The sequence below is a fragment of the Vibrio cholerae ATCC 14035 genome, assembly GCF_000621645.1.
Classification (GTDB): domain Bacteria; phylum Pseudomonadota; class Gammaproteobacteria; order Enterobacterales; family Vibrionaceae; genus Vibrio; species Vibrio cholerae.
Genome location: NZ_JHXR01000010.1, coordinates 168,208 through 194,166, shown reverse-complemented (window position 1 = coordinate 194,166; position 25,959 = coordinate 168,208). Strand labels below are relative to the sequence as shown.

General features: G+C 47.0%; 19 protein-coding genes and 1 pseudogene. 12 read left to right on the top strand and 8 right to left on the bottom strand.

Features of this window, described 5'->3' with window-relative positions:
- The 6 genes and pseudogenes from hcp-2 to T411_RS0107720 all read left to right on the top strand — a co-directional run.
- Positions 1-153, top strand: a pseudogene (hcp-2, locus tag T411_RS1000000120120) (type VI secretion system effector Hcp-2); the annotation flags it as partial.
- 127 nt (positions 154-280) lie between these two features.
- A complete protein-coding gene (locus T411_RS0107740; RefSeq protein WP_000212077.1) occupies positions 281-2,365 on the top strand; it encodes a type VI secretion system Vgr family protein in 2,085 nt (694 codons plus the stop codon).
- A complete protein-coding gene (vasW, locus tag T411_RS0107735; RefSeq protein ID WP_001257973.1) occupies positions 2,365-3,252 on the top strand; it encodes a type VI secretion system accessory protein VasW in 888 nt (295 codons plus the stop codon). The genes T411_RS0107740 and vasW overlap by 1 nt, the downstream gene beginning before the upstream one ends.
- Complete coding sequence (gene vasX / locus T411_RS0107730) at positions 3,249-6,506, top strand: type VI secretion system toxin VasX (protein ID WP_000070352.1); 3,258 nt, start codon at positions 3,249-3,251, stop codon at positions 6,504-6,506. The genes vasW and vasX overlap by 4 nt, the downstream gene beginning before the upstream one ends.
- Complete coding sequence (gene tsiV2, locus T411_RS0107725) at positions 6,507-7,235, top strand: type VI secretion system immunity protein TsiV2 (RefSeq protein ID WP_000904079.1); 729 nt, start codon at positions 6,507-6,509, stop codon at positions 7,233-7,235. It abuts the gene before it with no gap.
- Positions 7,236-7,337: 102 nt separating this feature from the next.
- Positions 7,338-7,739, top strand: a complete 402-nt coding sequence (locus T411_RS0107720; protein ID WP_000258882.1) for an MAPEG family protein — start codon at positions 7,338-7,340, stop codon at positions 7,737-7,739.
- A gap of 172 nt (positions 7,740-7,911) precedes the next feature.
- Here the strand turns inward: T411_RS0107720 and T411_RS0107715 are convergent, their stop codons facing one another.
- Positions 7,912-8,937 (bottom strand): acyltransferase, encoded by a 1,026-nt coding sequence (locus tag T411_RS0107715; RefSeq protein ID WP_000064955.1) that lies wholly within the window; start codon positions 8,935-8,937, stop codon positions 7,912-7,914.
- A 130-nt stretch (positions 8,938-9,067) separates the two neighbouring features.
- The gene (locus tag T411_RS0107710) at positions 9,068-10,024 is read right to left on the bottom strand and encodes an AEC family transporter (protein WP_000129630.1); all 957 of its coding nucleotides are present in this window, start codon (positions 10,022-10,024) and stop codon (positions 9,068-9,070) included.
- A gap of 313 nt (positions 10,025-10,337) precedes the next feature.
- Here T411_RS0107710 and T411_RS0107705 point away from each other — a divergent pair, with 313 nt between their 5' ends.
- Positions 10,338-11,726 carry an SLC13 family permease gene (locus tag T411_RS0107705; protein WP_001081268.1) on the top strand — a complete coding sequence of 463 codons (1,389 nt, stop codon included), beginning with the start codon at positions 10,338-10,340 and terminating at the stop codon, positions 11,724-11,726.
- A gap of 95 nt (positions 11,727-11,821) precedes the next feature.
- On the opposite strand, the gene T411_RS0107700 is transcribed toward T411_RS0107705, so the two are convergent.
- Positions 11,822-12,457, bottom strand: coding sequence for a DUF2057 domain-containing protein (locus T411_RS0107700; RefSeq protein WP_000803889.1), 636 nt, complete (start codon positions 12,455-12,457; stop codon positions 11,822-11,824).
- A 431-nt stretch (positions 12,458-12,888) separates the two neighbouring features.
- Here T411_RS0107700 and T411_RS0107695 point away from each other — a divergent pair, with 431 nt between their 5' ends.
- The 3 genes from T411_RS0107695 to T411_RS0107685 all read left to right on the top strand — a co-directional run bounded on the left by T411_RS0107695 (position 12,889) and on the right by T411_RS0107685 (position 17,389).
- Positions 12,889-15,435, top strand: a complete 2,547-nt coding sequence (locus tag T411_RS0107695) for a glycosyl hydrolase family 18 protein (protein ID WP_001889822.1) — start codon at positions 12,889-12,891, stop codon at positions 15,433-15,435.
- Between the two features lie 376 nt (positions 15,436-15,811).
- On the top strand, positions 15,812-16,546 hold the full coding sequence (locus T411_RS0107690) for an IclR family transcriptional regulator (RefSeq protein WP_001006058.1): 735 nt from the start codon (positions 15,812-15,814) through the stop codon (positions 16,544-16,546).
- 6 nt (positions 16,547-16,552) lie between these two features.
- A complete protein-coding gene (locus tag T411_RS0107685; protein WP_000949644.1) occupies positions 16,553-17,389 on the top strand; it encodes an arginase family protein in 837 nt (278 codons plus the stop codon).
- A gap of 120 nt (positions 17,390-17,509) precedes the next feature.
- On the opposite strand, the gene T411_RS0107680 is transcribed toward T411_RS0107685, so the two are convergent.
- Positions 17,510-19,075 (bottom strand): methyl-accepting chemotaxis protein, encoded by a 1,566-nt coding sequence (locus T411_RS0107680; RefSeq protein WP_000777301.1) that lies wholly within the window; start codon positions 19,073-19,075, stop codon positions 17,510-17,512.
- 97 nt (positions 19,076-19,172) lie between these two features.
- Positions 19,173-19,733 carry a hypothetical protein gene (locus tag T411_RS0107675; protein WP_000549603.1) on the bottom strand — a complete coding sequence of 187 codons (561 nt, stop codon included), beginning with the start codon at positions 19,731-19,733 and terminating at the stop codon, positions 19,173-19,175.
- 408 nt (positions 19,734-20,141) lie between these two features.
- Here T411_RS0107675 and T411_RS0107670 point away from each other — a divergent pair, with 408 nt between their 5' ends.
- On the top strand, positions 20,142-22,016 hold the full coding sequence (locus T411_RS0107670) for a PhoX family protein (RefSeq protein WP_000265858.1): 1,875 nt from the start codon (positions 20,142-20,144) through the stop codon (positions 22,014-22,016).
- A gap of 59 nt (positions 22,017-22,075) precedes the next feature.
- On the opposite strand, the gene T411_RS0107665 is transcribed toward T411_RS0107670, so the two are convergent.
- The gene (locus tag T411_RS0107665) at positions 22,076-22,906 is read right to left on the bottom strand and encodes an HDOD domain-containing protein (RefSeq protein ID WP_000240501.1); all 831 of its coding nucleotides are present in this window, start codon (positions 22,904-22,906) and stop codon (positions 22,076-22,078) included.
- Positions 22,907-23,135: 229 nt separating this feature from the next.
- Here T411_RS0107665 and T411_RS0107660 point away from each other — a divergent pair, with 229 nt between their 5' ends.
- Positions 23,136-23,888: a phosphatase PAP2 family protein gene (locus T411_RS0107660; protein ID WP_000647541.1), complete on the top strand. Its 753-nt coding sequence runs from the start codon at positions 23,136-23,138 to the stop codon at positions 23,886-23,888.
- A gap of 53 nt (positions 23,889-23,941) precedes the next feature.
- Here T411_RS0107660 and sstT read toward each other — a convergent pair whose 3' ends face one another.
- Together sstT and T411_RS0107650 are read right to left on the bottom strand one after the other, a co-directional pair.
- On the bottom strand, positions 23,942-25,159 hold the full coding sequence (gene sstT, locus T411_RS0107655) for a serine/threonine transporter SstT (protein ID WP_001180737.1): 1,218 nt from the start codon (positions 25,157-25,159) through the stop codon (positions 23,942-23,944).
- Between the two features lie 340 nt (positions 25,160-25,499).
- Positions 25,500-25,952, bottom strand: coding sequence for a copper chaperone PCu(A)C (locus tag T411_RS0107650; protein ID WP_000774104.1), 453 nt, complete (start codon positions 25,950-25,952; stop codon positions 25,500-25,502).
- Positions 25,953-25,959: the final 7 nt, after the last annotated feature.

The window sequence follows — 25,959 nt, the reverse complement described above, 5'->3', positions numbered from 1 at the left end:
ATCCACTGTGAAATGCCACACTGCCAAGACCCAGCAAAATCTGACTTTACTCAGAATGTGACTGTGTCTCTGTCTTACCGCAAAATCACTTGGGACCACGTTAACGCGGGCACCTCAGGCTCTGATGACTGGCGTAAGCCAATCGAAGCGTAATTTACGCTGCGAGAATGTCGCTCACCTTAGGGTGGGCGGCTGTGAACCTTAAACCCAGAGTATCGTTTGGCGCGGTATTGTGGGTTTAAGGTTTTGCCATTTTTAATGTAGGGGAAGGAAAGGCAGGATGGCGACATTAGCGTACAGCATTGAGGTGGAAGGGCTGGAAGATGAGACTCTGGTGGTCAGAGGCTTTCACGGGCAGGAGCCACTCTCCAACAGTGTTTTTTTAGGGCAAGCCTGTTACGGGTTTCGCTACGAAGTGCAACTGGCGAGTCGGGTATCCAATCTGACTGCTGAGCAGATGGTGGATAAGCGTGCTGAGCTCAAGATTTACCGCAATTCACAGTTGGTGCAGCGCGTGCACGGCATTGTACGTGCTTTCAGCCAAGGCGATATCGGCCATCATCACACCTTCTACGAACTCACTTTAGTGCCTGCCTTAGAGCGCTTATCCCTGCGCCACAATAGCCGCATTTTCCAAAAGCAGACTGTTCCAGAAATTCTCTCTATCTTGCTGCAAGAGATGGGCATCCACGATTACGCTTTTGCGCTCAAACGTGATTGCGTGCAGCGTGAGTTTTGTGTGCAGTACCGTGAAAGTGATATCGACTTTCTGCACCGCCTCGCCGCTGAAGAAGGCTTGGTGTACAGCTTTGTCCATGAAGCGGGCAAACATACCCTCTATTTCAGTGATGCTAGTGACAGCCTAAGTAAACTGCCGGAGCCCATCCCGTACAACGCCTTAGCGGGCGGCACGATGGATACACCGTACATCCACGGCTTAACCTATCGCACCCAAGCGGAAGTGAGCGAAGTTCAGCTCAAAGATTACAGCTTCAAAAAGCCGACGTACTCGTTTTTACAAACCGTGCAGGGTACTGAGCTGGATTATCAGCAAACGCGCTACCAACATTTTGATGCGCCGGGGCGCTACAAAGACGATGTGAACGGCGCCGCCTTTAGCCAAATCCGTTTAGACTACCTGCGCCGCCATGCCCACACCGCAACAGGGCAGAGCAACGAGCCGCTGCTGCGTGCCGGCTATAAGTTTGACCTGCAAGAGCATCTTGACCCTGCGATGAACCGCGATTGGGTGGTGGTCTCTATTAACCATCAAGGTGAGCAGCCGCAAGCGTTACAAGAAGAGGGCGGCAGTGGTGCAACGACCTACAACAACCAGTTCAGCTTAATTCCAGGGCATCTCCACTGGCGCGCCGAGCCACAACCCAAACCGCAAGTCGATGGTCCAATGATAGCCACGGTCGTCGGTCCTGAAGGCGAAGAAATCTTCTGTGATGAACACGGGCGGGTGAAAATCCATTTTCCGTGGGACCGCTACTCGAACGGTAACGAGCAAAGCTCCTGTTGGGTACGGGTGTCGCAAGGTTGGGCGGGCAGTCAGTATGGCTTTATCGCTATTCCGCGCATCGGTCATGAAGTGATTGTTTCTTTCTTAAATGGCGACCCAGACCAACCGATTATCACTGGCCGCACCTATCATGCGACCAATACGCCGCCATACACTTTGCCAGAGCACAAAACCAAAACCGTGCTGCGCACCGAGACGCACCAAGGGGAAGGGTTTAACGAGCTCAGTTTTGAAGACCAAGCGGGCAAAGAGCAAATCTACCTGCATGCGCAGAAAGACTTCGATGGTTTGATTGAAAACGACCACACCACGGTCATTCGCCACGACCAACACCTGACCGTTGAAAACGACCAGTTCACTCAGATTAAGCACAACCAACACCTGACGGTCGAGGGGGAGAGTCGTACGCTCGTCAAACTCGACTGCAGCAGCGAAATCGGCGGTTCATTGCAGCAAAAAATCGGCAGCAAAGCGATTTACGATGCAGGCACAGAGGTTCACCTTAAAGCGGGTAACAAACTGGTCTTGGAAGCAGGCAACGAGCTTACCATCAAAGCCGGCGGCAGTTTTATTAAAGTCGATGCTGGCGGTGTGCACGTCGTCGGCTCTGCTATTAACCTCAACTCCGGCGGCAGCGCAGGCAGCGGCTCAGGCTATGGCGGTAAAATGGCCGAGTTGCCACAAGGGGTGGATAAAGCCAAAACGCCGCAAGAGATTGAGCTAGCCGCGGTAACTCCCACTCAGCAGTCTATGTCGCCTTTACTTAAGGCGCGACAAATTGAAGCACTCAAAGGTCCTGCACCTGTGTGTGAAGTGTGTGAAGAGGCCAAGGGAAATTAATGCGTTCAACAAATTCCTTTGTCGTGCATAACTGGGTGAGCTTGGTTCCAGAGATGGAAATGGATACACAAGAAAGGCTTTACCTTTTGGTTGATGGTGCTCAAATCAGCCATCTAGCACAAGCCTTGTATCGTCTATCGGGTGAATTGGTTTTGGAGCCTTTGTACCTTTTTCCGCCTTTTGAGCAGCTTAAAGAGGTGTCTCCTTATCTCGTGTTAGCAACGGATACGGTTAAAACCTGGTTCCTTGAGCAGAATCAGGGGTTAGCTGGGTTCTTTTTTGCTTCTTTAGATTCTATTGAAGAGATTGCTGAACAACTGCGTCGTTTGATCCAAGTGGAGTCCCCTTATGGTTCAACGGTGTTTCTTAAAATGGCGAACAGTGAATGCGCGTATGTACTTTTGAGTACCCAATGCCAACCGCTGTGGAAAGTGATCAATCGAGCTTGGTTGCCGACACGTCAAGGTTGGCAATATGTGCAACGACCCGAACTGACGGCGACTCAAGACACTCCTGTGCGATTCAAGTTAACCGATGAGCAGTGGCAACGGCTTGGCAACATCACATGGCTTAATACCTTAGAAACGGTCGAGCGGCATGTGCAGCAGTGGTTCCCGGATTTAGCGCAGCAGTGGCAGTCTGACCCTGAACTATTTCATCGTCATGCTCAATGGGCTTACCAGCAGGGCTTTAGCAGTGAGCGAGATTTAATGCTGTTTTTTAATGTGTTGGGGTTTTTAGGTGTTGATGCTCTTGAAAAAGGGAAGTATCCCGAGATTGATCCTTTGTTGCATCAGGCTTCAAGTCGTACGCCTTCGCAACGCATTGAAGCTGCCGCAGAGCTGGCTTATCAACATTCACAATCATCACAGGAGGTACAAGGATGAGTAATCCCAATCAAGCTGCGAAAACAGGACAGACCAATGATGCGCAAAATCCCGCCAGTGCATGTCCTTTTAAACAGCCGTTAATAGGGATAATTCCTGTTCGTTACGCCTTTGATGTTTATGATGATCAAGGTCAAGCATTACATCCTTTACCCAAAGCGGATCGACAGTGGAAAGGTCAATTCTCTATCAAGCAGCGCAGTTACACTTTAAGGCAACTGCGTGATGGCTGGCTCTATGTCTATGATGAAACAGCAAAAACACTGCACGAATATGAAGTCGTTGGCTGCAAGTTGACCAAAATTGATTGGTCTGATGATGAGGCAAACAAACCCACTCACGAGCGCGGTTCGAAAGGTGAAAGCAAAAGCTGTTTACTCTATCCCGCCCAGCACACGCTCTCTATCGGTTATGCGCATCAACGATGGACGTGGCGAGTGTGTGAGCATATGCGCTCCAATACCAGCAGCCGTCATGCTGTGATGCGTAAAGTGAGCCTTAAACAGTTTGAGTCCAATGGTACTCACCCTCATGCACATTTTGCTCAGTATCTTGAAGACTATGTGGCGGACATCGGGACGCCAGCTGAGCAGGATATTTTTAAAGATACCTGTACCCCTTCATTACCGGTAGAGAAAAGTGAAGAAGCGGTGAAAGGTACGGAATTCAAATTCGTTGCCGACAAAGCGGTGGTAAGCAGCAGTGATTATTTGCAAGATTTGCCGGAGCAAAACTGCGGTTTATTTGTGGCGCTGAATGACCCTTTAGCGGATGTGTCAGATTTATTTGTTACTTTTACTACCCAAGTGGCAAAGCGAACTAAAGCGATTGGTGATGAAACGCAACAGCATAAAATGCAGATGGCAGAGCTGACACGCACATTAGGCCGAATTCGTCTTGAAGAAAAAGAAATTCCCGATTTTGTAAAACAAGATCCGATCCGTATTTTAGAGCTAGAAAGAGCCATTACTGAATATTGTGCTACGGCAAAATTGGCCGAAATCGAATCTCATCATTTAGCCAGTGAAGGGCATTCCCCATCGGGAAACTATGCCTTGATGCAGCAGCAAGCGGAGCAGAAACTGGCGGAATTGAAAACACTCTATCGCTTTGAACCCACCAGTGCTCAGATGCGCAAGTGGCGCAAAAAAGACAACAGCTTTATTGATGAAGTGCGTTGGGCGGATTTAGATAACTTTTTGGTGGAGCATTACACCGAGCTCAAAGGATTGGATGAACAGATTAAACAACACTATGCGCAGTTTATGTCTGCCTTCAACCAGCTCGGCCTTGACCCGCTTCTGTTTGGTATGGATAACCAAGATGAGGTTCAGCAAGCGTATTTGTTAGCATTAACTAGCCAATTTTTAGTGGTGGTTACGCAAGTCAATCATGATGAAAAATCGCTTGAGATCCTAAAAAAAGATCTCAGTTTTGATTCACCGAAAAACCTCATGGCCCTCGCGTCAACAGGCTTTTCCCTGCAGGCAAATCAAGCCATTAACAACCATATCCAAGGGTTTAGCACCGCTTTTCTCTCTACAAGTAATCCTAGTGATATGGTGGCGTTTGCGACCGCAATCGCTAACTGGGATACGTTCACGGGGGATGAACGTATTCAGGAGAAAGCATGGTTTAAGAGATGGATTGAACCCGCTCAATCGAGTTTTGGTGCACTGCAAAAAGCGGTCGCCAATCAAGCCAAAGAGAGTTGGCAAGCGGTGATGGAGTTGCTGTTTCCTTATCAGAATCAGCCCAAAGGAGGGACGCCCAGTTTGTTGGCTAACCTTCGTTTACTGTTGGTGGAAAGCCTAGTTCGAGAAGAGGCGGTGCTGCAACATAACCCCAAGTATGCGGCTGAGCTTAAGCAATTTGAGACTAAGCTGAATGCCATTTTGCAAGAGATGAATGATGCTCTGGAACTCAAACCCGGTAATGTGAGCCCGAAAAACCATCAAATTGCGACCGCGCAATCCGCACAACGTAAGCTAGGGCAATTACTCAGTAGTGAGCTGCCGATGATGCTGACGCTCAAAAACCAAGCTGCGATGAACACTTTTCAGCAGTCGGTAAATGAGAAACTGAGCGCGCTATCGAAAAACGTCAAAACCAGTAGCGCGTCGGTGAGTCAGAAACTGGGTGGATTAGGGGGCTTGCTGTTTGCGTTGAACCTATGGAATACCATGACGGTTTTGGAGAATATCCGCTATAAGGTCGCACAATACCCCAGTTGGAATCCTTTTAAGAACCCGGCGTTGGGCGAAGCCATTTATGCCACTGGCAACACTATTGTAGTCGCCGGTGCCATTAGTGCTGGGCGAGCTTGGGTGACGATTGCTGAGCAAGGGTTGTTAGATCGTACACTGAAAAACGCCTTAAATACCACGAAAGTTTTGGGCACAAAAGATGCCCTAAAAACCTTTGCTAAATCGATCGCCTTGGTGGCTACCGTGGGCATGATTGCCAGCGCATTAGAAACATGGGAAAGCTGGGGTAAGTTTAATGACAGCAGTAAAACCGATCTTGAACGCTTCGGTTATTTGTTAAAAGCTGGAGCAACGGGAGCACAGGGAATTATTTTTTATATTCAGTTTTTCACACTCTTAGGTAGTGGAATTGGTGGACCCTCCATAGCTGCGATTTCTGCAGGTTGGATGCTCGCCGGTTTTGCTGTGATTGGTATTGTCTATTTGATCGGGGTGATTTTGACCAATGTGTTTAAACGCTCAGAGTTAGAAATTTGGTTATCAAAATCGACGTGGGGGAAAGAGAGTGCTCATTGGCCAGTGGGCAAAGAATTGACCGAGTTAGAGCACCTTCTCCATCGTCCGAGTCTTCGGTTGAGTCAAGTTACGCAACGTAAAGCAGCGCAATGGATGGATTCAGGTTCTTTACAATGGCAGTTGGAACTCACGTTACCCGATTATCTTAAGGGGCAGACGATAGGCTTACAAATCACCCGTTTGCCAGCGCAGCCGGCATATTATCAACCGCAAAGGGAGGCGGTAACACCAATACTCATCAATGAACAACAGGGCAAATGGAGTATTGAAGATAATCAGCCAGTGTATCGTATTACACTGGGTGGCAGTGAGAAGGATACTGTCGGAGTTTGCGTTGCACTGCCCCTGCGTTGGGGCAAGGAGCTGAGCCTCAAATTCTATGCCAGTGGAACTCGCGCGGGGGAATTGGATTTACAATCTGCAGAGGCGAATGATATTGCCACAAGAAATCTCGTTGTAGGAAAAGGTTAAATGTTAATTGATAAAAATGAGTTAGAGCAGTTAAAGGTAAAATTACACAGCAGTGAGGTTATTTATCAATGGGATAGTGTGGCTTACGGAGAGAGAAGATCTGAAATATTTCGCGTTTTTGGGGCAATCTCTGCTGGTATTGTTCCCCTTTGGCCATTTATTTTTTTTGCAGATATTCAATTTAATAGTAAAGAGTTTTGGGGATTTATCTGCTTTAGTCTGGCGGGCATGGCTGCTGCCAGATATCTTTTTATGCCCGACCACCGTTATTGCTACAGTTTAACGCAAGCGGGGATTTATTATACGGATCAAGAAGTGATCCCAGATGCGGCCTACACTTTTGTGCGTGGTTTTGCTTGGGTGGGGATTGCGGTCTGTTTGTTAGCCTTAGCCGTCGTTGGCCCGTTAGCGTTTGTCGGTGCGGGCGGTTTTGCCCTGCTGGCCTTTGGTTTGACCAACTTCCACCCCACCGTACATAAGAAAGAGGTTTACTTTGCTGACCAATTGATTGTTTTTGATCCCATCAAAGAAAAGATGGTGGATTTAAATACAGATAGCACAGATGAACCATGGTTTGACAGACGGCTATTTTTTAGTTCACTTGATGAGAAGACGCATTTTATTGAGCTCGTGAAGAGTATTCATAATAATGTCGACTATCTTCCGTTACAGCGAGTTAACGATCAGTACAAGCATCCAATCTTTAATCAAGAATTAAAAGAGGAATAGCTCAGAACTACTTACGCTCGGCGTCGCATTGCGGCGCTTTTGTTTTTCTCTGATTTGCACTTACACTCATCGCGTCAAGCCAATAAGAAATAAGGATAGATTATGGTCACAACAGGGTATGCCGTCGTGCTGTGCGGCTGGTTGATTTATTTAGCCGTACAAGTGATTCGTCAGCGGCGTAAACATCAGGTGCTGTTTGCCGATGGTGGTGTGGATGCTTTAGTTCGGGCGCGCAGTGCGCAGAGTAATGCGACGGAATACATTCCCATTTTCCTAATCCTACTCGGTTTAGCTGAAATGAATGGGGTTAATGTGTGGTGGATTCACGCACTCGGCGTGGCCTTCGTGGTAGGGCGGGTGTTACACGCTGATTCGATGTTTAAAGCCACCATTCCTAATCGTGTGCGCGGTATGCAGCTCACTTTTGGCTGCTTAGCGGTACTGATGGTGTTAAACCTATGGGTATTGCCTTATAGCAAGTTCTTCTATCCCCTTCCTACTTGAAGCTGCAGCGGTGTTGGCTTCGCTCGTTCACCCCAATCACATAGTTTGTCTATGCTCATGGGGATGAACTCATTTGCCGCCTACCTGCAACTCCAAGTTGTTTGGGGATAAGTACTATTTCCGGTAAACAGTAAAGGGAGCCATGGCTCCCTTTGTGGTTTCACGTTTATTGCTATCGAAATAACAGGTGCTTAAGTGGTGTACGTTCTAAGCCTTTAACGAGTAGATAAGTGGTGAGCAAAGTGCCAAATAGAACCAGTGTGTCTTTTTCTAATCCAGCAAGCCCTAAAAATCTGGCAAGGTTCATCATCATGATCACCACTAACAAGTGACTGACGTAAAAGCCGAGGATGCTTTGTGACAGTGAAAATCCCCAAGGCTTCCGGCCTAGATCGGGTTTAGCGAGTAGGAAAAGAAACAGCCCAATCGCCCACAAAGTGGTGCCAAACAGATAATCATTGGTGTTAAACACCTGCCCATACTGATGTAAGCCATAGGCTTCGACGAAGTGAAAAGCCATTCCCAGCATCGCCAATAACAACGCAGAGCGCGATTGCCACAGGATGTGCCTTTCACGAATCAGATAACCGACCACGACAAACAAGGTGCTGAAAAATGGGCCGTTACGAGTATAGATGGGCGCGCTCATGCCAGTGACGACGGCGCTGCTTCCTGCAAATTCACCGTAGAGGTATAACCCGATGGCAATCGGTAGCATCCAGTGTGTTTTTTGTTGGCGGATCAACAGTGCCATGATGGCAACCGCAATCATCAGTGCGGGTAAAAACCAAAGGTGTACCAGTCCGCCTTCAAACAGTGAGTTAAGCGGGTGTTGCAGCAAAAATCCCCAATAGCCAGAGCGTTCGGCAAGGTAGCCTTGATTGACCATCACTTCGAGATTGAAGGGCATTAATAGGCTAATTACACTCCAAATCACCCATATCCTCAGTAATGGCGAGCAGTAATTACGCAAGGTTTGCATTGGGTTGTGGCTGAGTTTGGGTTGAATTAAATAGCCTGAAATAAGGAAAAACAGTGGCACAGCAAAGCGGGTGGATTGGTTAAATAAATAAGCTACCCACGGTTCATCATCGAGGAACCAATAAGTGGTAAACAGTTGGCAATGCAAAGCAATAATGGCCAGCATGGCGATCACTCGCCCAAGTTCAAGGCTGGCGATTTTCTGATGGTTTGACATAACGACACTCGGCAAAATGAAAAGGCCGACATTACGTTAATCAAATGGTCATTCTTTTGATTTCCATCGCCTTTTTTTGCTGTCAAAAAAGGAGATCGCCAATTTGCGATCCAGTGCTCATCTGTGGTGATTAGATCACACCAAAACTAGAAAGCAGGAAAATACCAAGCGTACAGGTAAAGAGTGAAAACACGGTGGTCAGGGCGATAATATTGGCAGCCAGTGTCGCATTTCCACCCATGGCTCTTGCCATCACATAACTGGCTGCCGCGGTGGGCGCGGAGGTCATCAAAAAGAGTAGGCCGAGATCTAAGCCTCGAAAGCCAAGTAGCCAAGCGCCACCGGTAATCAGTAAAGGTGAGAGAATTAGCTTATAACCGGTTGCAAACCAGGCAGAATGGCGATCGTCTTTCAACGAGTTGAGATTCAGCGAGCCGCCCGTACAAAGTAGGGCCAGTGGCAAGGTCATATTGGCAAAGTAGTGGCCAGCATCAGTGACAATTTTAGGGATCGGTACACTGGCGAGATAACATAGAAAACCAAGCACAATCGAGATGATTAACGGGTTTTTGGTGAGTGTTTTAAACATCAATTTTCCCGCTTGCCAACCATTACTTTCTCCGCGTGGTGTGAGAGCAATCACCGCCTGAATGTTGAACAAAACCGTGGTCGAGGCGACGTAGATAGCCGCAAGGGCAACCCCCGCGTTGCCATAAGTGTTGGCTACATAAGCCAATCCAATAATCGCGGTGTTGGCTCGAAAGCCACCTTGCGTGATCACTCCCCAATCATGAGGTCTGTCGATCAGTTTTCGAGTGCTAAAGAGAGTGAAGAGAAAAAACAGCATATTGGCAATTAAGCTGTATACCACTAAGGAAGTGCTTGAGGAAAAATCGTGCTTTGAACTGACGATGCTCAAAAAAAGCATCGCTGGAAGAGTGACCTGAAAAACAATCCGCGACGCGACTTCAATAAAATTCTCATTGATCAGGTTAATCCGTTTAAAAAGCACCCCCAAACCGAGCATAAGGCAGATGGGGCCTGTGATGGTGGCGGAAAACTGTAGTTGAGCAATGATGTCTGTCATATCAATCCCTTGGATATACGCTCGCAAGCTTTGCATTCTTCCACAGATCGCGGTGAAGACAAATTGGAATTTGTGGCAATTCTCTGTGAGCGATTTTTGCGCATCTAGTATCCAAGTGGTGAATAAGTTTTAAACGCTTGTATAACTTTCCTGATTGCAAAGTGTTCCAACAATGAATTTCAAATCATTTCAATATGTTAAATTTGTAATCTCGCTTTTGATAAGCTTAACAATTTTGCAATGATAATTATCTTTTCTGTTTAAATCTGTGGGATCACGGCGTCGCCTAAAGGCCCTCATAAGGAAAATAATAATGAACAGAAACGATAGTGTCCCTTTGCCCACCAATACCCGAGAATGGTTCCTTCATCGTAACAGCCTGATTGTTTTGGCGGATGTTGCACTCTTTCTCGCGCTCTACCATTTTCTCCCCTTTGAACACAATGTGGTGTTGGGGATCAGTATGCTCGCCTTCATTGCGGTGCTTTGGTTAACCGAAGCGCTGCACGTGACGGTCACCGCGATTCTTGTCCCCGTGATGGCAGTTTTTTTCGGTATTTTCGAAACCCAAGCGGCGCTGAATAACTTTGCCAACTCGATCATTTTCCTATTTTTAGGTGGTTTTGCACTGGCAGCAGCCATGCACCATCAAGGACTGGATAAAGTGATTGCCGATAAAGTCCTCGCAATGGCGCAAGGCAAAATGAGTGTGGCGGTGTTTATGCTGTTTGGTGTGACCGCGCTGCTCTCGATGTGGATCAGTAATACCGCCACAGCCGCCATGATGTTGCCTCTCGTGTTGGGGGTATTAAGTAAAGTCGATGCAGATAAACAACGCAGCACTTACGTGTTTGTTCTGTTGGGCGTCGCTTACAGCGCAAGTATTGGCGGTATCGCGACTTTGGTTGGTAGTCCTCCGAATGCGATTGCGGCGGCTGAGGTCGGCCTCTCGTTTACTGACTGGATGAAGTTTGGTTTACCGACGGCGATGATGATGTTGCCAATGGCGATTGCAATCCTTTATTTCCTGTTAAAGCCGACTCTCAATGGCATGTTTGAATTGGACCGTGCCCCGGTCAATTGGGACAAAGGTAAAGTCGTTACCCTTGGCATCTTTGGTTTAACCGTATTTTTATGGATTTTCAGTAGCCCAATTAACGCTGCACTGGGTGGTTTCAAAAGCTTTGATACGCTGGTGGCGCTAGGGGCGATTTTAATGCTCAGTTTTGCACGTGTTGTGCATTGGAAAGAGATCCAGAAAACCGCTGATTGGGGTGTATTGCTGCTGTTTGGTGGTGGCCTTTGTCTGAGTAACGTGCTGAAACAGACCGGAACCAGTGTATTTTTAGCCAACGCTCTGAGCGATATGGTTTCCCATATGGGGATCTTCGTGGTGATTCTAGTGGTGGCAACCTTTGTGGTGTTTTTAACTGAGTTTGCGAGTAACACCGCTAGTGCGGCTCTGCTGATCCCTGTTTTTGCCACCGTAGCAGAAGCGTTTGGCATGTCACCTGTGCTCTTATCGGTATTGATTGCGGTTGCGGCCTCCTGCGCCTTTATGCTGCCAGTGGCAACCCCGCCGAATGCTATTGTGTTTGCCTCCGGTCATATCAAGCAGAGCGAGATGATGCGCGTTGGGCTTTATCTCAATATTGCGTGTATTGGACTGCTCACCGCGATTGCGATGCTGTTTTGGCAGTAAGTCATTGTTTATAGAGCGATAAAAAACGAGGCCTTTGAGGCCTCGTTTAGTTTTGTATTCCGCTTTGCGTAGAGCAATCAGCAGAAAAAGAGTATTTATTGTTGATTAACAAAGGCTTTAAAGCGAGCTTTGGTCTCAGCATCCGCTTTGTTATACCAAAAGTGCAGCATTTCTTCGGCTGCAGCCATGGCCGTCGCATTGGAAATCTCTTGCTGGGCGATAGGCTGAACCGCCATTGAACTGGTTAAGGCCGCCACACCCCCTTTCTTATTATATTCAGCGGTTTCAAACTCAAAGTTACGCCCAATCTGCATGCCTTCTTTGATAAGGCGATCTTGGCGTAATTCCACAGCTTTACCTTGTTGATCAAGTAGTTGCCACTGCATGGTTTTGATGGCTTTGGTCGCCTGAGGAGCATCTCGATACTTAGGCATATCAAAACGGAGTTCTTGGTTGGCAGCGTCAAAAGTCGCAATCACCACTTCGCTATCGATGATGATGCGATCATTGCCTTGACTGAAATAAGGCGAGTAACGAAAGACAATTTGCTGTTCACCATCCTCTAATTCTAGCTTTTTCGTGGCGTCAAAAAAGCCGCCTGAGAGTTTAGGGCTACTGCCATTTACGACCAATAGATCAATCGTATCTGGGATCTCCATAGTGACTTTGGCACTTGCTGAAGCAGCAAAACAGAGGGCAAGCAAACAAGTAAGACGCTGCATAGGTTTCATTTTTCAATCCTTTTTGTGTATTTCGTTCTGTGACGAGCGCTGCAAAGGGTGCGCTTTTGATAGCGAAAAGGCAAGGTTTGACTCTCACAAAGTGAAGCAAATTCACTGAAACTTAACAGAAAAATGGAGTTGGATGCATTTCGTACAATATAAGGTAAATGTGCTGCTAATTAGCAGGCCGATAGCGTAAATCAATCCATAACGCCAATTTGTTTTGTCAAAATTCTGAATTCTTGACTCAAGATTGCTTAATTTCTGCAACTCCTCGCGGGTTTCGGAAAATTAGCGACTTGTGACTCGAAAAGTGATTAATTTTTTTTCGCAAATAAAAAAGTCTCTCTGATACTGACGTTCGAGGCTGTCATGGATTTCATGCGTAGATTGGCAGCTTGTGTAAAAAGTGAAACATCTAAGGAAGAGAGATAAAACTTATGAATCGAATGACTTTGTGCGCCGCAAGTATCGCTTGTGCTTTAGCGAGTACGGCGATGGCAGCACCCTCGGCTCCTAGTGTTGACGTGTATGGGTCGAACAATCTGCAATTTTCGAAAATTGAACTCGCGATGGAAACCACCGCAGGTTACAACCAAATGGTCAAATACCATGAGGAAGCACCGATCACGCTCAAGTTTAATCAATGGAGTGGTGTGACAGGAAATACCTACAAGATCTATTTTGATGGGGTTGAAGTTGCCACCGGTCCAATCAGTGGTAGCCAAACTACCGCCCAGTTTACTTATCCTAAGGGTGGCGTTTATCAATTGGTGATTGAAGCGTGTGATGCCACTGGTTGTACTAAGAGTGCACCAAGCGAAATCACTATTGCGGATACTGATGGTTCACACCTCAAGCCATTGAAAATGAACGTTGACCCTAACAATAAGTCTTACACCATCCCACAAAATACGGTGGTTGGGACTTATTTTGTTGAGTGGAGTATTTATGATCGTAAGTTTACGGTGGATAACATCCCAGGGCAGAACCTAACGCATATTTTGTATGGTTTTATTCCGATCTGTGGTCCAAATGAATCTCTGAAATCGGTTGGCGGTAACAGTTTTAACGCTCTGCAAACTGCGTGTAAAGGTGTGCCAGATTTTGAAGTGGTCATTCACGATCCATGGGCTGCTTATCAAAAGAGTTTCCCTCAAGCGGGTCATCAGTACAGTTCACCGATCAAAGGTAACTACGCCATGTTGATGGCGCTGAAAAAAACGTATCCTGATCTGAAAATCATCCCATCGATCGGTGGCTGGACACTCTCTGATCCCTTCTTCAGCTTTACCGATAAAGCGAAGCGCGATGTGTTTGTCGCTTCTGTGAAACGTTTCCTGAAAACATGGAAATTCTACGATGGCGTGGATATTGACTGGGAATACCCGGGCGGCGGCGGTCAAGCGGCTGATCTTGGCGATCCGGTAAAAGATGGCCCAGCTTACGTAGCCTTGATGGCAGAGCTGCGCGCTATGCTTGATGAGCTTGAAGCGGAAACGGGTCGTAAGTATGAACTGACGTCGGCTATCGGTGTTGGTCATGACAAGATTGAAGATGTGAACTATGGCCAAGCCGTTCAGTACATGGATTATATCTTCGCAATGACTTATGACTTCTACGGCGGCTGGAATAACGTACTGGGCCACCAAACGGCGCTGTACTGTGGTTCATTTATGCGCCCTGGCCAATGTGACGGTAAAGGCGTGGATGAAAATGGCGAGCCGTACAAAGGCCCAGCTTACACGACCGATAACGGTATTCAACTGCTGCTCGCCCAAGGTGTTCCACCGAGCAAGCTGGTAGTGGGTGCGGCTATGTATGGCCGTGGTTGGGAAGGTGTGACTCCGGCTTCACTGAAAGATCCTAACGACCCAATGACCGGCGTTGGTAATGGCAAGTTGAAAGGCACGACAGCACAAGGTGTTTGGGAAGCGGGTGTCATTGACTATAAAGGCGTTAAAAACTTCATGCTGGGTGCCAATAAAACTGGCGTGAATGGTTTTGAATATGGCTACGATGAGCAAGCGGAAGCACCTTGGGTTTGGAACCGTACTACAGGTCAGCTCGTCACTTTTGATGATGATCGCTCTGTGAAAGCAAAAGGGGCTTACGTACGTAACCTTGGCTTAGCGGGTCTGTTCTCATGGGAAATCGATGCAGACAATGGTGACATCCTGAATGCAATGCATGAAGGTTTAGCGGGTGGCACAACGACACCGCCAGTAAACAAAGCACCGGTTGCGAATGCTGGAGCGGACATCACGGTTACGGGGCCAGCCGCCGTATCTTTGGATGGCAGCGCTTCAAAAGACAGTGATGGAAGTATTGCAAGTTACTTGTGGGAGCAAACCGCAGGTCCTGCTGTGACCTTGACAGGGGCAAACAGTGCTAAAGCGAGTTTTAACGCTGCAGAAGTGACTGAGAAGCAGACGCTTACTTTCAAACTGACCGTGAAAGATAACAAAGGCGCTACGGCAATCGATACTGTGGTGGTCACCGTCAATCCGAAGTCCACCACACCTGTGAACACGGCACCTGTTGCGGCAGTTTCTGCTCCTGCATCAGTCAAAGCCGGAGCAACAGTGGTGGTCGATGCTTCCGCGTCGAGTGATGCTGACCAAGATCCGCTGAGTTTTACTTGGGATCTGCCTGTCGGCATTAACGCCACCGTGCAAGGAGCCAAAGTGACGTTTGTCGCCGGTGAGTATAGCCAAGACACCAGCTTAAGCTTCACTGTGACAGTCAGTGATGGTAAAGCGACCAGCACAGCCTCTGCTTCAGTATTGGTTGAGAAAAAAGTTGGCGGTGGTGATGCGTGTACTAACTTGTGGAATGCCGATGCCATTTATACTGGTGGTCAGCAAGTGACTTGGGCAGGCAAGACGTGGGAAGCCAAATGGTGGACCCGCGGAGAAGATCCAAGTAAGTCAGGACAGTGGGGTGTATGGAAAGACCTCGGTGCCGCGAGTTGTTCTACTCATTAATCGGCTGCATCTGAGCTGACCTCAGACGTAACGATTCTCAACAGATAAGAGAGGCTCTGCATAGGTAGAGCCTCTTTCTATTGGTATATTCTCGCCATACATTCGTCGTAAAGGGAATTGCCATTCTCTTGGTGGATAAGGGAATAGCGTGATGCGACCCTTTCCCCAAAATACAAACAGCGGCAAAGCAAAAGAGGCGTCGCTGCGTTGAACAGGCTTTGTTTTTGGACTGAGTCAGCCTTATTTTTCTGGTTAATTTGCTCAATTTCTCTCTCATTCTCACTGATTGGGAATGCAATCCTTTAATTCTTCTCTATTTCTCGATATACAAGAATCAAGATTTGAGGTGCCCACCATTAAAGGCTAAAAAGCACACATGAACGAAACAAAGATTTCAGCAAACCAAGTTAATGAAAAATCACTGCAATTGCTGATGCAAGTCGCAGTAAACCCAGAACCAGTCTCTGCAAAAGGACTCAGTGAACAACTGCAAGTACCGCTCAGTAGCCTGTATCGACATTTGAAGCTGCTGAAAGAGTGGAACTTGATTGAAGAGAGCCCGCACGACAAAACCTTGATCATCGGTCCAGCGGCATTGCTGCTGATGAGAAGTTACGAAACCAGCCAACATAACCTCGATGCGGTTGAAGCTGTGTTAAGTCGTCTACAAAAACAGACTGGGGAAATGGCCGCGTATATGGTGCCTGTCGGTTATCGAGCCCTATGCGTTAGCCAAAGAGAAAGTATGCAGGCGCTTCGATGCAGCTTCGTCCAGGGTCAAAGTCAACCACTGCTTCGAGGTGCCTCATCTAAAGTAATGTTGGCGTACATGCCTGCAGCTCGTTGTGAAAAGATCCTGCGTTATTTTGGCGAAGATCCGACGTTAGACAAGTGGCAGAGCGAGTTTGAAAAAATACGTCGTCATGGATATGCCGTGAGTACCTCTGAAATTGATCCCGGTGTTTCGGGGATCAGTGCTCCGGTGATGAAAGGGAGTAAGTTGATTGGTGCAATTTCGGTGATGGCTCCAGCCCACCGAGTCGAAAGCAACAAGCAACGGATAATTTTACATGTATTGCAAGCCGCACGGGCGTTGCCACCAGAAAGGTAATTGATCATGCTTAGCTTATTCAAACGCTACCGTTTACATCGTACATCCAGTCATCCAACGTCTACGTTTGGCTTTATGACCGTGTGTCAGCGCGTAAAGCCGATGTCGCTGGTAGAGTTTGAGTTTGCGCAGCAAAGCTTGGATGTCGCTTCAGATTGGTTGTATCAGCAGCAATCTACGCCGAAATACGCCGATGCCAGTCATTATGTGTTGGATGGCCAAACTCAGGCTAAATACCAACAAGCCTTGAATCAATCCGTGGCGTTGGGAGTTATTCCTGTTGCTTTTGCTAACTGCCATGAAATTCTCTTGCACAGTTTGCCTGCGTTAACGCAAGACGGTGCCAGTGTAGGAATGGTGCATATCGGACATGGCTTTGAACTTAAGCAAACACTGGATTTGCAAGTGGGCAGCGCTTTTCACTTTGCTTTATCGCGCTTTGCACAAGCTAAGCTGTTTTGTATTGGGATTGATACAGAGCACACCCACGCCCAGACCTTAGAGTATGCCGAGGATCTGGGGTGCGATTGGGTCAGTCATGAAGAGTGCGGTTTTTTAAATCGCACTCAACTCAAAGCCCAACTGAGTGTTTATATCGAACACTGTGAGCAGTTGGTGATCAATATTGACCTTGCTTCTTTAGTCCCTGGGAACGGTTTGGAAACCCATAAGGTTCTGGACAATCAAGTGGTATTACGTGTCCTGCGACAAATGATACTGTCTGGCAAAGTTCGTTACATCCAGTTGGTTGGCGCAAAAGATAAGCTAATTTACTCAAAGCAGGCCAAAGAAATTGTCGATGAATTGATAAATTTGGCTCCACACTTGGTGCATGCAGCATAGCGCTTTCTTCTTGGCGTGATTGATGCGTTCAACCGAATCATAGAGTGTATCTAAGTTCGTAGGGATGAACTCACTTCCCGCCTACCAGTAACCCCAAGTCGTTGGTTTATAACACTCATCTTAATGTGAAAGTTGCTTGAGGTTACTGCGGGTCTGGCTTGCGGAGCGGAGTAGCTCTTTACTGTGCTCACTTATCGTTGCGCTATCCGTTAATAGTTCACGGGCATGGTTGTCCAACAAACGCAGTTGCTCGAGCAGTTGTTCAACTAAACGATTCTGCTGCTCGCTATCATGCACTGCATTTTGGTTGGTGCTATTGGCTTGATTAACATCGATAATCGCTTTATCGACCAAATTTGAACCGCTTTCAATCGCCGCTACGCAATTTCTCGCCGCTACCAAGCTCTCTTCCATGTAGCCAATCAGGTTTCTTGAGTAACCCGAGAGCTGAGTTAATAGCGTTTCAACTTGATTGGTTGAAGCGGACGTTTTTTCAGCCAAGTGGCGCACCTCATCGGCTACGACGGCAAAACCGCGGCCATTTTCTCCTGCTCTGGCTGCCTCAATGGCGGCATTCAGTGCCAAAAGGTTGGTTTGCTCGGCGATACTGCGGATCATTTGTAAGATATCGGTCACTTTTTCGACTTGTGTATTCAATTCTGTCGCGGTTTTTGTGGTGATTTCTGCTTTTTCGACCAGTTGTTGATTTTGGGTTTGCGCCTCGCGGAGCTGAGCTTTGCTGTCTTCACTGCTGGTGACAGCCTGTTTTAAAGACTCGGAGGCGGCATAAATACTCTCTGTCACCGCTTTGATGCTGTCTTGGCTTTGATGACCGATAGCGACTGAATTGGAAATTTCACTCTGTTGATTATGTATGTTGTGCTCTAAACGACCAATTTGTTGCTCAACTTTGTGGCTGACATCCGTGACTTCCACGATTCGGTCTTTGATAGGTGCAAAGGTGCTTTCCACTTTTGCGATAAAATCATCAATGGCATTAGCCAGTTGACCGAGCTCATTGTCCTTACGAAAGTTGATTCGTGAGCTTAGGTCACAACTACCGCTTGCCAGAGCATGACAAAGCACCTTTAAATCATTTAAAGGTGCGATCAATGTACGTTGTAATAGCCAGTAAATGGCTATTAAGGTCACTAAGAGAAAGCCAATACTGAGCATAAACGCTTGATTGCGTAATTGTGATGCGACTTGTTGAACTTGATCGAACCCCCATTCTGTAACGAGATAGCCGACTAAATCTGCATTTTTCCCAGCTTTGAGCGGCACGATAATTAGGAGCCCTTCATGGCCATCGGTATTTTTGCGAACAGCTTGATCGGACGGTGGTTGAGTTACCCATTGATTCAGGCTGGTGGCCGTATCGCTAGTATTTTTGGCGTTATACAGCACTTGCCCCTTGGCGTTGAAGGTATACACATTTTTGAGTTGAACTGGATTTGCGTTGAGTTCAATGGCCACCCGCTCCGAAATTGCGCTGGTTTTATTAAAACGAACGGCAGTCGCAATATTATCAGCCAGAGAAAGTGACGTTTTCTCGAAAGTTTCAGCACTGATGGTGTTCATCTCTTTTACGCTTTTCGTCCAAGTCAAATAAGTCAGGGACAACAGCGCAAGGGTGCAAAGAATAGAAACACTCAGCAAAAGAATACGACTAATGCTTAACTTCATAAGCTCACCTAACCAATGTGTATGAGTCTTATCCCTTATCGAGTTGAAGTCGCAGTGAGATTGTCTGCTACTTCAAGCTTGGGATTTCGGTGGAGTATTACAATGCGTCAACATTAATGCCGACTGTGATAGCACCAATAGCTTCGCCTGAACTGGGATCTACCACGGTATAACTCACTTGAGCTTGAAATACCTGTGTGGATTCATCCTCTTCAATGTCACTGATATCAAATGCTCCAACGCCTTTTGAGTAGGTGTTTTGCCATTTGGCTTCATCACCCTGCCAATAGTCAGAGGTGACTTCGCTCTGCGCAACATTCAGGCCTTTATTATCCATTACAAATACTTCGGTAATCTTGCCGTTACTGGCGTTTTGAATCTCCATCAGCTTTTGTGAGGCTGGCGTATTCAATACGGACTGGATCATTGGGGTGTCACTTTGACCCACCTCAGCACGCCACTGTTTATCCAATTGGTCAATTTCACTTTGTGTGAGGTTAGCATTTTTCGCATTTTGTAGTTTTATTGCTTCGATAATCAGCGGATCGGCAGAGATTTGCTTTAATTCAGTTTGAACGTATTGAGTGAGCTCGGCTTGGTAGTCGTTGGCCATAACCGGAAGGCTAGCAAGAATGAAGAGTGCCAGAGATTTGTGCATAAAAACTCCTTATCTACTTGATGCATAGTGCCAAGTAGGGTGGTGGTATTAAAAAAGGTTCTCTACCTCTACATGACATGAATCGGCCGTGGAATACACGTTTCTCGTCGTATTAAAGTGATCCCGTGCAGAGCACTGCTCTCACTTGCCACCGGCCAGTAAACTCAAGTCGTTTCGGTATCCAACCAGTTGATTAAAGAGCGACAGCTAGAGAAAAAGTAGTACAAGTTATTAGAGTGTGCCTAGTGAGATAGTTAAAAAGTTGCATAACTCTTTAGTCTCGTTCTTTGTATTGTCATGTTTTAGCAACAGAAATTTCACCGAGCAGTCATCTTGGGCAGCTACTCTTGCGCAACATCTAATTAACCTGAATGCTCAGGATATAAACATAAAGTCAAGGAGCCCCCAATGTGGAAGCGTGATGAGCAAGAATCCCAGTTTAGTGAAATGATTGAAGCGCAACTGTCTAGACGCCATTTTTTGGCGGGCAGTGCGGCAGTGAGTGCCGGCGCGTTTTTAGCCTTAAATCCGGTTGCGAGTGCGGTGGCTGCGCCTGCCACATCAAACCTACTGAATTTCTCAGCAATCCCTGTGTCAACAGAAGATAAAGTGATTGTGCCTAAAGGCTATAAAGCCACTCCACTCATGTCTTGGGGCGATCCTATTTTTGCGAATGCGCCAGAATTTGACCAAAGCGGCAAGCAAGACTCAAAAGCACAAGAGAAGCAGTTTGGCGATAATACGGATGGCATGAGCTTTTTCCCGATCAGCGAAGATCGCGGTGTGCTCGCGATCAACAATGAATACACCAATTACGAGTATCTGTTTGATCATCAAGGTAAAGCGATGACGGCGGATGACGTACGTAAAGCGCAAGCGGCAGTCGGTGTCACCATTGTTGAAGTGGTACGTAAAAATGGTCAGTGGATGGTAGACCGTCAAGGTGAACGTAATCGTCGGATCACCGCTTATACACCAATGATGATGACCGGTCCTGCTGCAGGCCATGATCTGCTGAAAACGGCTGAAGATCCTAGCGGATTAAAAGTGCTGGGTACTTTCAATAACTGTGCGAATGGTGAAACTCCTTGGGGCACTTACCTCACTTGTGAAGAAAACTTCGATGATTTCTTTGGTGCGGACCAAGAAGGCAGTGTCGATGCTGATCAGAAGCGTTACGGAATTGCTGCTGAACCTAGTGATTACCAATGGCATAAGCACGATGCGCGTTTCGACATAACCAAGAACCCTAAAGAGCCAAACCGCTTTGGTTGGGTTGTGGAAATTGATCCACATAATCCGAACTCTACACCACTGAAACGTACCGCTCTTGGTCGTTTTAAACATGAAAATGCGGCACTGGTGATTAATAATGATGGCCATGTGGTGGTTTATCTTGGTGATGATGAACGCGGCGAACATCTGTATAAATTCGTTTCCAAGCATCGCTATCAAGCCGGTAATGATCAGCAAAACCGTAATCTGCTGGAAGAGGGCACCTTGTATGTCGCTAAGTTCGATATCAATGAAAACGAACTGAAAGGCAGCGGACGCTGGATGGAGCTGAGCTTTGGCAAGAATGGCCTCACTCCTGAAAACGGATTTAAAGATCAAGCCGAAGTGCTGATTTTTGCTCGTCGTGCGGCGACCCAAGTGGGCGCAACGACCATGGATCGACCAGAATGGGTGGCCGTGCATCCTGATAAAAAGCATGTGTTCTGTACGCTCACCAACAACAAAAACCGTGGCAAAGAAGGTCAACCTGTTGGTGGCCCGAATCCACGCGAGAAGAATAACTACGGGCAGATCGTTCGTTGGATGCCAGCACAGGGTGATCACACCAGTGATGTGTTCGCTTGGGACCTCTACTTAATTGCAGGTAATCCAACCGTTCACAAAGGCACCCTGTACGCAGGTAGCGAAAACATTTCGGCTGACAATATGTTTAACAGCCCTGATGGGATTGGTTTTGACACTGCAGGTCGCTTGTGGATCCAAACCGATGGTAACTACTCTAACCAAGGTGATTTTGCTGGGCAGGGGAATAACCAAATGCTGTGTGGTGACCCAATCACAGGTGAAGTGAAACGCTTCTTAACAGGTCCTATTGCGTGTGAGATCACGGGATTAACCTTCAGCCCTGATCACAAAACCATGTTTGTTGGTGTTCAGCATCCGGGTGAAGAGGCTGCTCCATCGCATTTCCCTTACGGTGGTACAAGCAAACCTCGTTCAACCATCATGATGATCACCCGTGAAGACGGCGGTGTCATCGGCGCATAAAGCGTTATCAATTGCCCTTTTCATCCCAAGAAGAACCAGCCTCTTCTTGGGATGTTTTTTTAGGCCGCCATCATCTGTGTGGCTAACTCCTTTCCATTGCCGCGTACCCGATCAATGGTGGATTGGAAGGCAGCAGAAATGCTGAGTAAACGCGAGTCAGGATGGTCAGCAAGGTAGATCGATTTCTCTTTGCTTTCCGTGAGCTTGTCCCAACTGAAGTTAATATCGCGGGCAAAGTGAATCGCCACCGCCAGTTTGGGGGAGATTTCGGCTTCACGGGGTTCATCAAAATGTTTAATGGCATCAACCATTTCCGAAGGGAATTTCCACTCTTTTGCCAACATCGCACCAATGCGAGGCGCTGAAATACCTAAGACCTCTTCTTGAGCGCTGAGCGGATCCATGCCTTGGGCGATTTTCTGTTGGATCAGTGAGGCCTCGGTGGGCATCAAAGTATGAATCATGAGTTCGCCAATGTTATGCAGCACGCCTGTGGTAAACGTTTCTGACTTATCCAAACCGACTTGTTCGGCAATCTTGCTGGCAATTAACGCTGTTTCAAAGGTATTGGTCCAGTAATCATTCAGATCGAGAGTCTCAATTTTTGGAAAAGTACTGGAGAGGACGGAAGCAACAACAAGAGTACGAACCGACTCAATGCCGACTCGGATGATGGCATCGTTTACGGTAGCGATATGTCCGTTACCACCAAAATAAGCAGAATTAGCCATGCGGAGCAAACGCGCCGTCAGGATTTGATCCAGCGTGATTTTTTTGCTGAGCTGATGAAAATCCACATCAGGCTGATTGGCCATATCCAGCAATTCTTGCAGAACTTTAGACAGTCTTGGTAGCTCATTTAAACGGTTGAGCATTGTGTTTTTCACCATGTTCATTCTCCTTATCTGGTGACTAATCCAAACTATAGGCAAAGCTTTTTCTACTATCCAACCTAGGCATGAAAAATTTAGTTACATTATTGTTATATAGGGGTTAATAAATTTAGTGGCAAACCGAAGGGGAAAATGAACGTTTTTTTCCAGCAAATTGACACGATATTGGCATTACCGGACAGAGGTTTTCTACAATGCGCATACTGTGTTCGGGTGGAGTATGGTTATGAAAGCACGCATCATGAGCTGCAAACGTGCCTTGATTTTACTGCTGACGTTTGTCCTTCTATTAATTCCTTTAACCCTGTTGTCGCTGCAGCTGGATTTTACGCAACCTGTAAGTGATTCAGTTGGCCGTGTCATGACGTACTTAACGCATTCTGCAGGCAAAGAGGGCTTTCTATTCACATTGTTTTTTTTGGTGTGCTGGGTTGGGTGGCGTTGCCACATTCCTCGTCATCAATGGCTGAATAAATCCATTCAATTAATGCTGTTACTTGGCTTGGCCATGGTGCTAAAAATGGGGATGAAAGCGGTTACTCAAGAGCCGAGGCCATACACTGAACTGATGACCCAATCCTTACTGCTGCCTAATGCTGGCCATTTCTATAAGTTAGCGCAACCCAAGCAAGAAGCCTTAATGTTGGCGATGGAAGAGAAAGTGAGCCCTTGGCGGGTGATGCACTGGCAAGGGGAAACGGATTTTTCTTTCCCATCTGGGCACACGGTGTTTGCCATGGTCTGTTTGCTCTATTTTGGTAGCTTATTAGCGGAAAAAAAGCACTATCTCAGTCTCGGTGCGCTGCTGATTTGGGTGAGCGGAGTGGCGTATAGTCGATTGTGGCTTGGTATGCACCATCCGGTGGATCTGCTTGGTGCGGCTTTGCTGGTCGGCGTATTGTACTTATTGGTTCCGCAGCAATATCCATTGCAACACCCACGTTTTAAGCCGTGGTTACGACGTTGGCATCTGGTATAAAAAATGGGCATTTGATGCCCATTTTTGGTTTTCACAATCATTAAGCGGAAAGTTTAAGCGCGCTTTTCATGCTCTGCTTGGCATACGGCTGCCGTGAAGAGTACGTCGGTCGAGCTGTTCAGGGCTGTTTCGGCTGAGTCTTGAATCACGCCGATAATGAAACCTACCGCAACAACCTGCATCGCGATGTCATTGGAAATCCCAAACAAACCACACGCGAGTGGAATAAGGAGCAATGAACCGCCCGCTACTCCAGAAGCACCACAAGCCGAGACCGCTGCAACCACACTGAGAAGTAGTGCTGTCATCAGATCCACTTCAATACCCATGGTGTGTACCGCAGCAAGAGTCAGTACTGTGATAGTAATTGCTGCGCCTGCCATGTTGATAGTCGCTCCCAGTGGGATAGAGACTGAGTAAGTATCTTCATCGAGTTTGAGTTTTTCACACAGTGCCATGTTGACCGGAATATTGGCAGCACTTGAACGCGTGAAAAATGCAGTAACCCCACTTTCACGTAGGCATTGTAAAACCAGAGGGAAAGGGTTACGGCGAATTTTGTAGTAGACAATCATTGGGTTGACGACCAGAGCGATAAAGGCCATTGCGCCAAGTAGAACCGCCAGCAACTGCGCATAACCAGCAAGTGCATCAAAGCCTGTGGTGGCAAACGTTGAAGCCACTAAGCCAAAAATACCGAAGGGTGCGAGACGAATGATAAAACGCACGATTTGGGAGATGCCGTGGCTAAGGTCTTCAAATACCGCTTTGGTGGTCGATGAAGAATGGTGCAGTGCCAAACCTAAACCCACGCCCCAAGCTAAAATGCCGATGTAGTTCGCATTCATCAAAGCGCTGACTGGGTTATCGACCAGCTTGAACAACAAGGTGTTGAGTACTTCGGCAATGCCTTGTGGCGGTGTTGCGCCTTCAGCGCCGGTTGCAAGTACGAGCGTGGTCGGAAATAGGAAACTTAAAATAACTGCGGTCAGTGCTGCTGAAAAGGTGCCAAATAGGTACAACACAACGATTGGACGCATGTAGGTGTGTTGGTTTTTCTTCTGGTTGGCGATTGAAGATGCCACCAAAATAAACACCAGCACTGGAGCAACGGCTTTCAGTGCGCCTACGAATAAATTACCAATTAATCCCACTTTTTGAGCGTATTCTGGTGAAAAAGTAGCCATCGCTGCACCTAATAGGATGCCGGCTAAAATTTGTAAGACCAGATTTCCACGCACCAAACGGGCTAGAAACGAGTTGTTCTGCATAGTTATCCCTGCGAATCATAAAAAATTTGAATTATTGTAGCTTCAGTCATTAATCCTGAAGGGCTCCAATATTAACCGCACAAGATAATGTGTCTACCGATAATTGATATTTGCCGTGATAAGTTGTGTATTTTGAGAGGAAGTAAGTAATTTGTTGCTTAACGTTGATAATGCAGAGATTCCTTATCGTTTTTGTCGTCTGGGTATAACAAGGGCAACAAAAAGGGTGAATCCATCACCCTTAATTTTTGAGATATTCACTTCCTACTTGAAGCGACAAAACTTTGGACTGCAATCAGGTCTAAGGTTTGTTGTTGAGCGAGATAGGCGTCCAAGAGGCTTAGTGTGAGCTGTGTTCAGCCATACCGGACATCACTTTTTTCACCGGTGCCGTAATCATTTGCTTCTCACCGTTTTTAAACGTGATTTCTACTTCGATGTTCTCACCCTCTTGCAGTGGCTTTTTCAATTCAAGCAACATGATGTGAAAACTGCCCGGTTTGAGCACTAAAGTCCCTTGAGCGGGGATCACAAACTCAGGAACTTGGCGCATTTTCATCACATCGCCTTCTTTAATGACGTCATGCAGCTCCACTTTGGCAGCCACTTCGCTGCTGGCGGAAACAATGTAGCGCTCCACATCACTGTGGTTCATGACTTCACCAAAAAAGGCGCTATTGACTGCGGCAGGAGGAGTCGCGCGCGCATAAGCTTGGTGAACCATGATGTCTGATTGAGCTAAAGCTGATGTGCTAAGCAGTAGGCTAGAAAGAAGCAAGGTATTCAGTTTCATTAAATTA